This window comes from Embleya australiensis (assembly GCF_051903075.1).
Classification (GTDB): domain Bacteria; phylum Actinomycetota; class Actinomycetes; order Streptomycetales; family Streptomycetaceae; genus Embleya.
The window spans coordinates 2155126-2169161 of record NZ_CP182423.1 but is presented as its reverse complement, the minus strand read 5'-3'; the positions used below and the strand labels follow the sequence as shown (position 1 = coordinate 2169161).

At 73.2% G+C, this 14036-nt stretch carries 12 protein-coding genes; 3 read left to right on the top strand and 9 right to left on the bottom strand.

Features of this window, described 5'->3' with window-relative positions; all coding sequences use genetic code 11:
• Positions 1-232: 232 nt before the first annotated feature.
• Entirely contained in the window at positions 233-1063 is an 831-nt protein-coding gene (locus tag ACMXN5_RS39715) for an SDR family NAD(P)-dependent oxidoreductase (RefSeq protein ID WP_439679752.1), read from the top strand.
• 190 nt (positions 1064-1253) lie between these two features.
• On the top strand, positions 1254-2012 hold the full coding sequence (snpA, locus tag ACMXN5_RS39710; RefSeq protein ID WP_439679751.1) for a snapalysin: 759 nt from the start codon (positions 1254-1256) through the stop codon (positions 2010-2012).
• Positions 2013-2344: 332 nt separating this feature from the next.
• On the opposite strand, the gene ACMXN5_RS39705 is transcribed toward snpA, so the two are convergent.
• The 9 genes from ACMXN5_RS39705 to ACMXN5_RS39665 all read right to left on the bottom strand — a co-directional run bounded on the left by ACMXN5_RS39705 (position 2345) and on the right by ACMXN5_RS39665 (position 12994).
• Complete coding sequence (locus tag ACMXN5_RS39705) at positions 2345-4477, bottom strand: phosphocholine-specific phospholipase C (protein WP_439679750.1); 2133 nt, start codon at positions 4475-4477, stop codon at positions 2345-2347.
• 549 nt (positions 4478-5026) lie between these two features.
• The gene (locus tag ACMXN5_RS39700; RefSeq protein WP_439679749.1) at positions 5027-6514 is read right to left on the bottom strand and encodes a hypothetical protein; all 1488 of its coding nucleotides are present in this window, start codon (positions 6512-6514) and stop codon (positions 5027-5029) included.
• A 297-nt stretch (positions 6515-6811) separates the two neighbouring features.
• Positions 6812-8398, bottom strand: coding sequence for a class I adenylate-forming enzyme family protein (locus ACMXN5_RS39695; protein ID WP_439679748.1), 1587 nt, complete (start codon positions 8396-8398; stop codon positions 6812-6814).
• Between the two features lie 45 nt (positions 8399-8443).
• Entirely contained in the window at positions 8444-8800 is a 357-nt protein-coding gene (locus tag ACMXN5_RS39690; protein WP_439679747.1) for a hypothetical protein, read from the bottom strand.
• An 85-nt stretch (positions 8801-8885) separates the two neighbouring features.
• Positions 8886-9965, bottom strand: a complete 1080-nt coding sequence (locus ACMXN5_RS39685) for a D-2-hydroxyacid dehydrogenase (RefSeq protein WP_439679746.1) — start codon at positions 9963-9965, stop codon at positions 8886-8888.
• A complete protein-coding gene (locus ACMXN5_RS39680) occupies positions 9953-10888 on the bottom strand; it encodes a thiamine pyrophosphate-dependent enzyme (protein WP_439679745.1) in 936 nt (311 codons plus the stop codon). Before ACMXN5_RS39680 ends, ACMXN5_RS39685 begins: the two co-directional genes overlap by 13 nt.
• On the bottom strand, positions 10885-12111 hold the full coding sequence (locus ACMXN5_RS39675) for a hypothetical protein (protein ID WP_439679744.1): 1227 nt from the start codon (positions 12109-12111) through the stop codon (positions 10885-10887). The genes ACMXN5_RS39680 and ACMXN5_RS39675 overlap by 4 nt, the downstream gene beginning before the upstream one ends.
• Positions 12108-12428, bottom strand: a complete 321-nt coding sequence (locus ACMXN5_RS39670) for a 4Fe-4S dicluster domain-containing protein (protein WP_439679743.1) — start codon at positions 12426-12428, stop codon at positions 12108-12110. Before ACMXN5_RS39670 ends, ACMXN5_RS39675 begins: the two co-directional genes overlap by 4 nt.
• Positions 12425-12994 carry a 2-oxoacid:acceptor oxidoreductase family protein gene (locus tag ACMXN5_RS39665; protein ID WP_439679742.1) on the bottom strand — a complete coding sequence of 190 codons (570 nt, stop codon included), beginning with the start codon at positions 12992-12994 and terminating at the stop codon, positions 12425-12427. Before ACMXN5_RS39665 ends, ACMXN5_RS39670 begins: the two co-directional genes overlap by 4 nt.
• Before the next feature lie 189 nt (positions 12995-13183).
• On the opposite strand from ACMXN5_RS39665, the gene ACMXN5_RS39660 reads away from it, so the two are divergent.
• The gene (locus ACMXN5_RS39660) at positions 13184-13861 is read left to right on the top strand and encodes a TetR/AcrR family transcriptional regulator (RefSeq protein ID WP_439679741.1); all 678 of its coding nucleotides are present in this window, start codon (positions 13184-13186) and stop codon (positions 13859-13861) included.
• The last annotated feature ends 175 nt before the right edge of the window (positions 13862-14036 follow it).

The window sequence follows — 14036 nt, the reverse complement described above, 5'->3', positions numbered from 1 at the left end:
CGTGCCGCCCTGCCGCCCTGCCCCGTCGTCGAACCGAGTCGAGCCGACCGATCCGCCGCAATGCCCCGCATCGTTAACCCGAGGGTTAACGCTCATTGCCGGCATCGCCGTTGTTCCGACCCTCGCCTCGGCACGATCGTAGACACACGCCGGTCCGCCCGGTCGACTCCACCCGACTCGGCCGGCGGCGACCCGCGCCACGTACGACGGCTCGACGGAATCGGGGAGTGCCATGTCCAAAACCGCCATCGTCACAGGGGGGACCGGGCGACTCGGCCTGGCCGTGCTGCGCGGGTTGTGCCGCCGCCTCGCCGCCGACGACGTCGTCTACCTCACCGCCCGCGACCCCGAACGCGGACAAGCCGCCGTCGAGCGCCTGCGCCGCGAGGGGTTCGCGCCGTGCCTGGCCGCCCTCGACCTGTGCGATCCGGCCGGCGCCGAGGCGTTGGCCGACACCGTCGCCGCGCGGCACGGCGGCGTGGACATCCTGATCGGCGGCGCCGGCGCCCGGATCGACCTCGCCGCCCGCAATCAGGACCAGGTCGGGGCATACGTCGACACCAACAACCACGGCACCCGCCGGCTGATCGAGGCGTTCGCGCCGCGACTGCGCGACGGGGCCCGGTTCGTGTGCGTGGTGGGCGATCTCGGCGGCCTGCGGCACCTGCCCCATCGGCTGCGCGCGCGCTTCGACGTGGACCGGGTGAGCCTGGCCGACCTGTCGCGGGTGATGGACGACTACGTACGGGCCGTTCAGGACGGGCGGTCGGCGGCGGAGGGGTGGCCGGCGTGGATCGGTGTCCCGTCCGCGATCGGCACGGTGGCCGCGGTGAAGGTGCTGGCCCGGGAACTGGCCGAGGACCCCGCGCGGCGCGACATCGTGGTCAACGTCGCGTGCGTGGGGCGCCCGGATCCGGCCGCGCCGGGTGACGCGGCCGCGCGGGAGGAGGCGCTCGACCGGGCCGCCGCCGACGTGGTGTGGCTGGCCACGCTCCCGGCCGGCACCCGTACGCCGCACGCCGAACTGGTCCGGGAACGCACGGCGTTGCCCTTCCGGGCCTGAGCGCGCGGCGTACCGAGGGCGGGGTGTCGGGGGTGGCGGGCGCCACCGGATCCGACGGAGCTATCACCCACTGGCATCATCCGCGCTCGTCGCCACCGGGGACACACTCGCCCTGACCGGAATTCCCCCGGCGAGTCCCCGGCGTCCCACCGGCGACCGCCGATTCCCGGCATGAATGGAGTCCCCCCAGATGAATCGACCGAATCGATCGAGTTTCCCGAGTCACCCGAGCGACCAGAGCCACCCGAGCCGTCCGGAGCGCCCGCGCCACGCCGGCCGCCGCAGGACGGTGTTCTCGGCCGCGCTCGGTCTCGGCCTGGCCGCCGTACTGACCGCGGTGCCGACGTCCGCCTCCGCCTCCCCGTCCGCGTCCCACCACCCCGTGCCGAGCCACCACACCGCCTCCGCCTACGCCGGCTCGGCCGCCGATCAGGCCGGCAACAAGGCGTTCTTCGACGCGGTGATGAGGTCGGTCAGGGCCAAGCAGTCCGCCAACCCGGGTCTGCTGAGCGTCACCATCACCTACGACGCGAGCCAGGCGCCGTCGTTCGCGTCCGAGATAGCGCAGAGCGCGCAGATCTGGAACAACGCGGTCGGCAACGTCCAGTTGAGCGAGGGCGGGGGCGGCGGCGCCGACTTCGCCTACTACGAGGGCAGCGATCCGCAGGGCTTCTACGCCGACACCGACGGCCACGGGCACGGGTACATCTTCCTCGACTACCAGCAGAACCAGGAGTACTACTCGGTCCGCGTCGCCGCGCACGAGACCGGCCACGTGCTCGGCCTGCCGGACAACTACTCCGGTCCGTGCAGCGAACTGATGTCCGGCGGCGGACCCGGCCCGTCCTGCACGAACACGCAGCCGGACGCGCAGGAGCGCAGCGACGTCGAATATCTGTGGGAGAACGGCCTGGCCGCGAACTCCCCCGTGTTCAAGAGGGTTCACTGACCTTTCGCGGGATCGTCTGACCGATAGCCGGCGCCGATCCAGCCTGTCCCCCGTCACCCCGCTGCCCCCCGCTACCCCGTCACCCCGGCTCCGACCCCCGAGCTTCGCTCCCGACCTCGGCCTCGACGACCCACCGATGGGTCGTGGCGACCGAGGTCGGCTCGCGTTCGGCCCCGCGCCCGCACCCCCTCGCACGTCCCGGCGCGGGGAAGTGCGCCGGGACGTACGGGGTCGTGCGGGCGCGGCCGCGGACCCGGCATGGTCGGTGGGCCGCCCGGAGACGCCGCGCCGGCCTCCGGGCGACCCACGTCGCGAGTCGAGTCGGTCACGGGTCAGCCGCTGACGCTCTCCCGACCGTTCTCGATGTGACCGGCCAGACGTCGGACGAAGCCGTCGGCGCCCTCGATGGTCACCGTGACGTCGTACCAGCCGTCGGCCGAGCCCGTCGACCAGTGCACCGTGCGGTCGCGGCCGGGCTTGAGGGTGATCGTACGCTCGCGGTCGGAGCAGCCCTGCCCGTAGGCGTTCGGGGTGAGCTTGAAGGTCACCGACTGCTTGCCGTGGTTGACCAGTTCGAGGTCGAGCATGCGCCCGGTGGACCGCACCCGCGAGGTGACCTCGGCGCCCGCCCCGGGCGCGGTCGGCGCGATCGCCCCGGCGAACTCGCGGCGGAAGCCGTTGGGGCCGATCAGCGTCAGGTCGTAGCGCTCGCCCTTGAGCGCGATCGTGTCCGAGCGCCGGCCGCGCACGTCGTAGTGCTTCGGCTTGGCCAGGTCCCCGGAGTACGGGAACAGTTGCAGGTGCACGCTGGACTGCCCGCCGTTGGCGAGGTCGAGCGTCAGCGTGCGCTTGGAGGCGTCCAGCCGCGCGGAGGCGTCGGGCTGGTACGGCAGCGGCCTGGCCGGGCGGCGACCGCGCTCCGGCTCGGGCAGCTTCTGGTTCGCCGGCGGCGCGGGCCGCCAGCGCGAGGTGAACGCGGGGGCCGGCGCCGGGCGCGGCGGCACCTGCGAGCGGCGGGCCCGGTCGAAGTCGAACGCGCCGGTCAGGTCGCCGGACACGGTCCGCCGCCAGGCGCTGATGTCGGGCGCGCGTACGCCGGTCCAGGTCTCCAGGAACCGGGTCACCGAGGTGTGGTCGAAGATCTCCGACGAGACGTAGCCGCCGACCGTCCACGGCGACACGATCATCATCGGCACGCGCGCGCCGAAGCCGATCGGCAGCCCGTTGTAGTACTCGTCGGTGACCTCCGCCGGCGGGCAGGGCGCCGGCACGTGGTCGAAGAAGCCGTCGTTCTCGTCGAACGTGAGCAGCACGACGGTCGAGTCCCAGATCTCCCGGTTGGACGCGATCGCGTCGAGCACCTGGTAGGTGATCGTCGCGCTGGCGGCGGGCGAGGAGGCGCTCGGGTGCTCGGAGTCGGCCGCGGAGGGCACCAGGTAGGACACCTCGGGCAGGGTGCCGGCCGCGATGTCGGCGCGCAGCGCGTCGGCGAGCGAGTGCGGCCGGCCGCGGCGCAGGCCGCGGTCGTACAGGACCCGCTCGGCGGGCGACAGCGTGGCGACGCCCTGTTCCAGCTTGGCCAGCATGGCGTCCTGCTCGGCGGCGGGTACGCCGGCGAGCTTGCCGTAGAACGAGTCCAGGCTCTTGAAGCCGCCGGCGGTGGCGAGCGCCTTGCGGGCGACCTGCTTGAACGAGACGTAGAACTCCAGGTTGTTGTCCTGGTAGTTGTCCCACTCCTGGTAGACCTTCCAGGACCGGCCCGCGCGCTGCAGCTCCTCGGCGTAGGTGGTCCAGGAGTAGCCCGCGTGGGTGTCCTCGGAGTACGCGGCGTTGTCGATCGCCCGCCGGGTGGTGCTGCCCGGCTCGTAGCCGGTGTAGCCGCTGACCAGGTAGTTGCGGTTGGGCGAGGTCGACGACGGCAGCGCGCAGTGGTACGCGTCGCAGATCGTGAAGGTGTCCGCCAGCTCGTAGTGGAACGGCAGGTCGGTGCGGTCGTAGAAGGCCATCGTGGCCGGTGACTTGGCGCCGATCCAGCCGTCGTTCCAGCCGTCGTTCCAGGCCTTGTGGCCGCCGTCCCAGCTGTGGTCGAGCGCGCCGATGTACTGGAGGTCCTTCGACGCGTCCTGGGCGGCCTTGCGCACCGGGAAGGGCAGGACGTGGCCGGCGGTGCCGCCGGGCTGCTCGAACACGCTGCCGCCGTCGCGCAGGCGGATCGCGTTGCGGTCGCCGAAGCCCCGCACGCCGCGCAGCGTGCCGTAGTAGTGGTCGAAGGAGCGGTTCTCCTGGACCAGCACGACCACGTGCTTGATCGCCTTCAACCCGCCGCGCGGGGGCGGGGAGGCCAGGGCCTGCTGGACGGACGGCGGCAGGAGGGAGCCGGCGACGGCGAGACCCGCGCCGCCCGCGCCGAGCTGGAACAGGCGGCGGCGGGATACGCCGGAGGGAGGCTGGGGGGAGGCCGACACGAAATGCCCTTTCGAGAACGCGGAGAGCCGGACGCTCGCGCCTGTCGACGGGGGTCGGCGGTGCGGGCCCGGCGGGAGGGGCGGACGTACGCAGTTCATCGCTCCGCGCCCTACCGGGGAGCGGATCGCGGGTGACGGGCAGGCGAACATCGGCCGGCGTGAAGGCCGGTGACGTGCTTGATGGCGGCCGACCGCAGCGTCCGAAGGGCCGGTCCCGGCGCGATTCGGCAGCGCATGCGGCGTACACCGGCCGGCTCGGGCGCGGCTGGGAGGGGTGCGGCGGTGCGCGAGCGGTCGGGGATGCCCGGGGGCATCGGCCGGGGGCTCGGCAGTGCTTGTGGCCGGCCGCCGGGGCGCCGGGGTGGGACGTGGTGATCCGGGACGTGGTGGCGCGGACGGCGGCGCCGGCCGTGCCGGGCGCGGTGGTCGACGGGCTCACCGACCTCCGGGCCGGGTGATTCCGGCGGAACCGGGTTGTGCCTGTACCGGCTCACCCGGACGCGGACGTGGAACGGGCGGTGGTCGCTTGTGTGATGCGGGTCGGCGTGCTCAGGTCGTCGGGTCGGCCGGGGGCGTGGGCGCTTCCTGCGGCGCGGACTCCGCCTCCGCCGCTGCGGCGGCCGCCGCCTTGGCTGCCGCCTGGAGGGTCTGTACCGGGGTGTTCGTGCGCAGGGCCTCGACGAAGATCAGTTGGTCCGGGCCGAGTTGGGCGTGCAGTGTGCCCTCCTCGACGTGGGCCTCGGTCAGCCAGCCCTCGGCCACCAGCACCTCGGCCGCCGCCACCGCCTCCTCCGGGGTACTCGCGGTGAGGCCGGCGAGGAAGTCGACGTCGGCCCGGGCCGCACCGTGCGCGTCGCAGTGCGAGGTGATGCCGAGGGCGGCCAGCCGTACCCGCGCCGGTTGTTTGCGGAGCTTCTTGTGCGCGATCAGCCGGGCCACCCAGCCCGACGACCGGGTCCGGGGCAGCTTGCCCAGGGTGAAGCCCTCCGCGCCGGGGACGCCGCAGCCGACCGGGTCCTCCTCGGTGGCCAGCAGGTCCTCGACGTCGACGCTGAGCCAGCCGGACGCGGTCAACTCGCCGACCGCCGACTCCGCCTCCTTGCCGCACACGCCGCGCAGGTCGGGGCCGGTCAGGTTGGCGACGCCGGTGCCCACCCCGCGCAACAGGCAGACCAGCGCGAGCAGTCGGGCCACGGGCGAGGTGCCGGGGGCGGTGCGGCCGATGTACGTCAGCGCGCCGCGCACCGGCTCGCCCAGTCCGCTCACCGCCCAGTGCCCACCGGGCTCCGCGTCGGGGCGGGCGCTCTCCCACGGGATGCCCCGCTGCTGGGCCAACTGCTGCAACGTCGTCTCGTGCGCCCGGCGGGCCCGCTCCGCCTCGGCCCGGACCAGCCCCGTACCCAGCGGATACGGCACCTCGGCCCACACCGCGAGCGCGGCCGCCTTGCGCTTGGTCAACTCGGCGACCACCGTCAGGTCGGCCACCCCGGAGGCCTGATGCGCCCGGAAACCCTCGACGATCGAGGTCAGTTCGGCCAGCAGCGCGTCCGGCAGCCCCGGCGGCACGGTCAGCACGCCGAAGCGCCGCAGCCCGGTCTGTTCGCCGTCCCTGGCGCCCTTCGGCTCACGCGGCCGGCGGGCCTCCTTCGACAGCCGAGGCTCCGGCACGGGCCGCGCGCCGCGGGCCTGTTCCGGCACGACCCCGGGCCCGACCGGCTCGCGCAGCTCCGGCATGGTCGGCGACATCGGGCGCGGCAACACCGGTTTGGCGGCGCCCTCCGTCGTGCTCCGGCCGGCCACGGACACCTCGATCGGCCCGTCGAGCCCGACCGAGGCCAACGGCGGGGACAGGGCGAGCAGACCGCTGTCGACCAGATCGCCGGCGATGCTCATCGCACTGCGCGAGCCGATCGTGCGCCCGTTGGGCCCGGCCAGGCCGGCCACCTCCCGGATGGTGACGGTCTGGCCGGCCGCGGCTGCCGCGGCGAACAGGGCGAACACCCGCAACTCCACCGGGGCCATACGATTCACATCCATCGAGCCGACCCTGGCGGCACGCGTCTTCAGAGGCATGCCCCCTTGTCTACCGCACCGAGCCCGGGCCCGAAGCCCCATTCGAGCCCAACACCCGAAAGGACTAACCGAACACCCCGCAAACAATCCGAGAACTCCACGACCGCCTCCACCCCGATTGCCGCCCCGAGCAGCCGGAACACCCAATTTCCGTCCCACAGCCACCCGTTGCCCACCGACGTCACCACCGACGTCACCACCGGCGCCGGCGCCTCGTCAGCGCCGCGCAGTCCTCGGCGAGCGTGCGGGCGGTTCGGGGGTTCAGGGGTGGTGCGAGGGCGGCGGCGGGTCGTCTTCGGTCGTGCGTTCGGTGATGTGTTCGACCAGTCGGCGGCGTTGTACCTGGCCGGTGGCCGTGGTGCGGGGCAGTTCGGGGACGTGTACCACCCGGCGGGGGTGTTTGTGGCCGGCCAGGCGCGTGGCGCAGAAGGTGCGGAGCGTGGTCGGGTCGGGTGGGTTCGTCGGGTCGACGGGGACCACGACCGCGCAGATCAGCTCGCCCCAGACGGGATCCGGCAGGCCGACCACGGCGACCTCGCGGACCCCTTCGGCCCGCGCGAGCACCGCCTCGACCTCGCCGGGGTCGACCGCCTCGCCGCCGGTGCGGATCAGTTCGCCGACCCGGCCGGTGATGGTCAGGTAGCCGTCGGCGTCCACCGTGGCCAGGTCGCCGGTGTGGTACCGGCCCTCGCGCAGCACCGCGCGGGTGGCCGCCGGGTCGTCGAAGTAGCCGTCGAACAGCAGCGGTCCGCTGACGTACACCTCGCCGTCGGCGGTGAGTCCGACGTCCTGGTAGGGGCTCGGCACGCCGCAACTCCCGGGCTTGCGGGCGATGTCGGCGCCGTCGAGCGCGGCCACGTTGCCCGCCTCGGTCGAGCCGTAGAAGACCCGCAGTACCGCGTTGGGGGCGGCGTCGGCGATCGCCGCGAGCAGTTCCGGCGGGGTGCGGGAGGTGCCGGTGTCGGCGAACCGCACCGTGTTCAGCACGCCGGCGCCGGGCCCCGCCTCCGCCGCGAGCGTGTCCAGGACCCGCCGCCAGACGGCCGGTACGCAGTTCAGCCGCGTCGCCCGGTGTCGGCGCACCGCCGCGACGATCTCCGCGCCGTCGGCCCGGGCGACCAGCACGAGCGTGTCCCGGGCCTGCCACTGCTGCAACGCGATGGTCCAGGCGCCCATGTGGAACAGGGGATACGGGCACACCATCGCGCCGCGCGGTTCGAGCTGCGCGCCGGGAAGGGTGCGGAGCACGTTGGTGCGGTGGGAGAGGATCACGCCCTTGGGGCGGCCGGTGCTGCCGGAGGTGAAGAACAGGACGTGCGGGTCGGTTTCGTCGGGGCCGGGCGTGGTGTCCTCGGGTGCCGGTGCCGATGCTTCTCCCGGTTTCGGTCCCGGTCCCGGTGCGGGTGCGTTTTCGGGCGCCCGTGCCGGTGCCGATGCCGTGCCGGCAGCGGCCCGCAGGATGTCCAGGCCCAGCACCGGCACGCCGCTAGCCCCGCCGACGGCCGGCCCCGGCACCGTGTGGTCGGCGACCAGCAGTACCGGGCGGGCCGCGGCGACCGTCCCCCGCGCCTCGTCGGCGGTCAGGTCCGGGTTCAGCGGGACGTACACCGCGCCGATTCGGGCCAGCGCGGCGAATACGGGCAGGACGTCCAGGGTGGTCCGGTTCCAGCACACGACCCGGTCGCCGCGCGCGACCCCGGCCGCCCGCAAAGCGCGGGCCGTACGCCCCGCCGCCGCGTGCAGCGCGCCGAACGTCAGCACCTCGTCGCCGAACACCGCCGCCGCCCGATCGGGCACCGCCCGCGCCGCGCCGGCGAACACCGCGCCGATCACCAGGCCGCCCGTCATCGCCCCACCCTCCCGGACCGCCGCGCCGACCCCATCGTGGACGACCTACCGGTCCTTCAGCTCGACGATGATCTCGTGATAGCGCTGCTCGCCGACGTTGACCGCCGTCTCCACCCCGCCGCGCCGCATCGGCACGACCACGCCGGGGACCACGTCGGCGGCGAAGTACTCGCGATACTCGCCCGCGCTGTCCGGCTCGGGCTCGACCGCGATGCGATCGCCCGCGATCTGGACCAGGTAGTAGTCGAGTTCGTGGCGGTGTACATCGCTGCGGGCGCCGGGGGCCAGTTCCAGCTCCCAGATCCGGACCCGGTCGTCCTCGAACAGGACCCGGGTGCCGATGCCGCCGAGTGTGCGTTCGGTGGCCGACTCGTCCGTGTCGGGCACGGTTTCCTCGCGCATCTGATCCGTCCTCGGGTCGATGGGGTTTCCCGCGTGGGTGCGGGTTTCCGGTGTCGCCGCGTGCCGCGTGCCGTGTGCCGCGTGTTCAGCAGCCCGCGTCCGGGTCGATCGTGTTGCGCAGTTCCTCGCCCGCCAGGTAGCGGCCGAGGTTGTCCCGGAACAGGCGGAACACCTCGGTGAAGTGTTCGAGGGCCGCGCTGGAGCAGTGCGCGGACAGGTACAGGTTCGGCGCCGTCCACAACGGATCGTCGGCCGGCAGCGGCTCGTGGGCGACCACGTCCAGCGCCGCGCCGCCGAGCCGGCCGCCGCGCAACGCCGCGATCAGGTCCGCTTCGACCACGAACGAACCCCGCCCGACGTTGCAGTAGAACGCGCCCTCGCGCATCGCGGCGAACGCGGCGGCATTCATCGTGCCCACCGTGTCCGCCGTCTCCGGCGCCGCCGACACCACCGCGTCGCAGCCCGCCAACATCTCGTGCAGGTCGTCCGGGTGGTAGAGCCGATCCACATGCTCGGCCGGCAACTCCACCCGACGCCGCGTCGCGTGCACCCGCATCCCGAACGCCTGCGCCCGGCGGGCGATTTGGGTACCGATCCCGCCCACGCCGATCAGGCCGAGGGTGCGACCCTGGACGAGCCCGCCGAACGCCGGCCGCCATCGCCGGACCCGCTGCGCCGCGTCCAGGTCGCGGTGGCGTTTGGCGAAGGCGAGCAGCCGGGCCAGTACGAACTCCGCGATCGGCGCACCGTTGACCCCGGCCGCGCTGGTCAGCCGGATGCGCTCGGTGGGCAGGCCCGCGGAGAGCAGTTGGCCGTTGCCCGCCGCGCAGCTCTGTACCCAGCGCAGGTTCGGTGCCAGCGCCGCCACGTCGAACGGCAGATCGGCGACCAGGGCGATCTCGACCCGGGCCAGGAGGGCGCGTTGTTCGGCGGTCAACTCGGGGGCGAGCGACCGCAGTTCGGGACGGCCTTCGGCGCCCGGTCGGCCGCGGGCGGTGCGCAGGCCCTCGGGTTCGAGATAGCGGCAGTCCACGATCTCGATGCGCGGATCGAGCGCGCGCACCGCGTCCAGGTCGGCGGCGAGCGCGTGTGCGGGGCGGATGTCCCAGGCCGGGGGGTACATGATGCCGACCACGATGGGTGCCGGGGGGTTCAGGTCGGCCATGCGGTGGTTCCTTCCGGGGCGGCGTGCGGGCCCGACGTGCGTGTCGTGTCCTTCAGTACGCCGAGGGTGTGCGTCGCGGCGTGCGTGTTCGCGAGGTAGGCGGGTGCGGCGGCGGTGTCCACGAACCAACCGGTGGGGCACATGGTCAGGATCTCCACGAAGGAGAAGCCGCCGCCGCGCAGTTGGGTGCGGAAGGCGTTGCGGATCATCCGGGTGGTGCGGGTGATGTTCACGATGTCGTGGACCGCGCCGCGCGCGACGTACGTGGCGCCGTCCAACTCGGCGATCAGGTTGGCCAGTCGGATCGGGTGACCGTGGCGGGCCGCGTCGCGTCCGTCCAGGGTGTTCTTGGTGCGCTGGCCGAGCACGGTGGCGGCGGTCATGTGTCCGCCGGTCTCGCCGAACACCCCGTTGTTGAGCATCAGGCAGGTGACGTTCTCGCCGCGCGCCGCCGTGTGCAGCACCTCCTGGAGGCCCTCGTTGACCATGTCGCCGTCGCCCTGCACGGTGAACACGAGCGTGTCCGGCCGGCAGCGCTTGACCCCGGTGGCCAGGGACGGGGCGCGCCCGTGGAGGGCTTGGAGCACCTCGATGTCCAGGTTGTTGGAGTAGGCGGTGTAGCAGCCGATGCCGAACACCGCGATCGCCTTGGTCACCTGGCCGAGTTCGGCGACCTGTTCGACCATCGAGCGCATCGCGATCGGCTCGCCGCAGCCGGGGCACAGGTGGTGCGCGCCGACGTCGATCAGGTCGGGGGTGAAGTCGTGGACGAGGCGGGCGGCGCAGGTGGGGGGTTGGTGGGTGGTGGTCAGTATGGGCAGTTCGCGGCGGCCGGCGGGGGTGGGGGCGTCGGGGGTGCGGCGGGCTTCCGGGTCCGGTTCCGTTCCCGCTTTTGCTTTTGCTTTTGCTTCCGCGGCGCTCATCGGGGGCCGTTCGGGTGGGTGGGGCGTGAGGTTGCGGTCGATGGGGGTGGGGGTTCGGATCGGGTTTCGTGCGGGGGTTGGCGCGCGGGTGCGTGCGCGGGTTCGAACAGTGCTTCGATGCGGCGTCGCATCGCGCCCACGTCGAGGTCGGGGGCGATGCCGAACCCCGAGGGGTCCAGGCTCAGTCGGCCGATGAACCGCACCGGCGCCGCGCCGAGCACGGCCAGGCGCACGTCGTCCACCATCTGACCTCCGCTGTTCTCGTACACCGCGACCACCCGCGCGTCGGCCGCCGCCGCGCGCACGATGTCGCTCGGGAAGGGCACGAGTGTGATCGGGCGTACATAGCCCACGCGCCGACCGAGGGCGCGCAGGTCGGACACGGCCCGGCGGACGTACAGGGCGGGTGTCCCGTATGCGATCACCACCACCTCGGCGTCGGCCAGGAAGCCGGTCTCCGCGCGGGGTTCCGTCTCGGTGAGCATTCGTTCCAGGGCGGCGCCGCGCCGGACGTAGAACTCGGCCAGGTCGTAGCCGGCGTCCGCGCGATCGCCCGCGTGGCGTTGTTTGCGGTCGGACAGCGGTGAGATGAGCTTGGCCGCGCCCGTTCCGCCGCTCGACCCGTCCAGGGCCCAGTCGCGGGGCGGCAACGGGCCGAAGTCGGTGGGGCGTACGTGCACCGAGACGTGGGTGTGCGCGAGGTAGTAGTCGCCCATCACCAGCACCGGGCTGCGCCAGTACTCGGCGAGGTGGAAGGCGTACCCGGTCAGTTCGACGGCCTCGCGCACATCGCAGGGCGCGAGTACGAGGTGCCGGTAGTCGCCGTGTCCGCCGCCGCGCGTGGCCTGGTGGTAGTCGCCCTGCGCGCGGGCCATGTCGAGCACCACCAGCGGGAGTCGGGCGTGCACGATCTCGGCCAGTGATTCCTGCATCAGGGACAGCCCCTGGCCGGTCGATCCGGTGGCGGCGGGGGTGCCGGTGGCGGCAGCGCCCCACGCCATGCCGATGGCCTCCAACTCGCTCTCCGCGTTGACGCATACCCCGCCCACCTCGGGCAGCCGGGCCGCCATGTGTTCGAGCACTTCGGTGAACGGCGTCATCGGGTAGCCCGCGAAGAACCGGCAACCGGCGGCGATCATCGCCTCGCCGATGGCGGCGGAGCCGGCGAGGACCGTGGGGCGGGCGCCGGGTCGGGTGGTGGGCCCGGAAGTGGGTGCGTTCATCGGCCGGTTCCTCCGGTCTCGTCGCGGGATTCGTCGTAGCGGTAGACCTGGAACACGAAGTCCGGACAGATCGCCGAGCACGCCTTGCAGGCGATGCAGCCGGGGAGCAGACGGGGGTAGCGGTAGCCGCGGTCGTTGACCTCGGAGACGGTCATCCGCAGGACGTCCGCGGGGCATGCGTCGATGCAGAGGTCGCAGCCCTTGCAGGCGTCGATGTCGATGACGAGGGTGCCTCTGCTGAGCGGGGGCGGGTCGGGCGTGGGCGTCGTGGGCGTGGGCGTGGGCGTGGGCGTGGGCGTGGGTTCGGGGCCGGTCACGTGTACACAGGCCAGGCTCGCAGTGCCGGTCCGGCGTGTGCGTGCCCCATCCGCAGCGCGGCGCGGATGCCCTCGGCGTGGTGTTGCCGGTACGGGGGCAGGACGTCGGGGGCCGTCGCCAGGAGGGTGTCGAGGCCGACGACGGCGGTGGCGGCGACGTATGCGCCGAGCGCGATCATCGTCACCGCCGCCGGGTTGCCGGTGCTCGCGGCCGACTCCGATGCGGGCACGGGCACCAGGCGGCCCACGGTGGGCGTCGCGCCCGGATCGCACAGGCTGGTGTTGAGCACGAGCAGGCCGTCGTCGCGCAGCCGCGCGTACACGCCGGCCGCGTGCGCGGGGTGCAGCACCAGGGCCGACCAGGCCGAGCCGATCGTCGGCGGACTCTGTACGGGGGCGTCGCCCAGGACAAGCGTGGTGTCGGAGTTGCCGCCGCGCATCATGCCGCCGTACGCCCCGAAGTACATCGCGTGCCGACCCTCGGCCACCGCCGCCGCGGCCAGCAGCGCGGTGGCGAGTTGGATGCCTTGGCCGCCGATCCCGGTCAGTAGAACCTCGCGTTGCATGCGGTGCCCCTTCGGGTCGGGGTGGCTGGTGGAACAGTGACCGCACGTGTGAGAACGTCGTTCTGGATAGTAGGATGCGGCGTTCCGACAGACAAGAGCGTCGGGAACGTCGAGGATCTCGGGGCTCTTTGGGGCCTCGGGGACTTCTGGGACCTCTGGGACCTCGGGAATCGAAGGTGGGTGCCGCCGATGGACGGGATCGAACCGGCGGTGGATTCCGGCGGGTTGGTGGGCAACGCGGTCCGCCGTCCGCTGGAGGCGCGGTGGGCGGTGTACGCGCAGGAGGTGCGTCGGCTGGTCGACGCGACGTATCGGGTGGTCGAGCGCACCGGCAGCCTCGATCCCACGATGCGCGACATCCTGCGCGAGTCGGGATTGTCGAACCAGGCGTTCTATCGGCACTTCCGGTCCAAGGACGAACTGCTCGTCGCGCTGCTCGACGACGGGCGGCGGCGGATGGCCGCGTACCTGGACCACCGGATGTCGGCGGCCGACGACGTCGCGGGCAAGGTGGTGGCCTGGATCGAGGGCGTGCTGGCGCAGGCCGGCGATCCGGTGGCGGCGGCGCGTACCCGTCCGTTCATGGCCCACCAGGACCGGTTGGCCGAGCTGTTCCCGGCCGAGCAGCGGGACTCGGTGGAGGCGATGATCCGGCCCCTGCGCGAGGCGCTGGCGGGGGCCGAGGGGGCGACGACGGCGGGCGATGTGGAGGCCGACGCACGCGCGGTGTACCGGCTGACGCTGGCCACCCTGCACGACCACCTGCGCGCGGGCACCCCGGTCGCACCACAACACATGGCACACACGGTGCGGTTCGCGCTGGCGGGGTTGGGACTGGGGGCGCGATCGGGGCCGGAGCCGCAGTGACCGCTCGGCCGAAGAGGCCCGCTGCGCAGACCTTTCGGCGGTGTGCCCCCCGGAGCGTGACCCGGCATCCACAACAGCAGCGCGCCCCGGCCCGCAGACCGATCAGGCAACGACCAAACGCCCACCGAAGGCCCACAGGTCCTCATACGCCCGCCCCCTCGAGCGGATGCCGCAC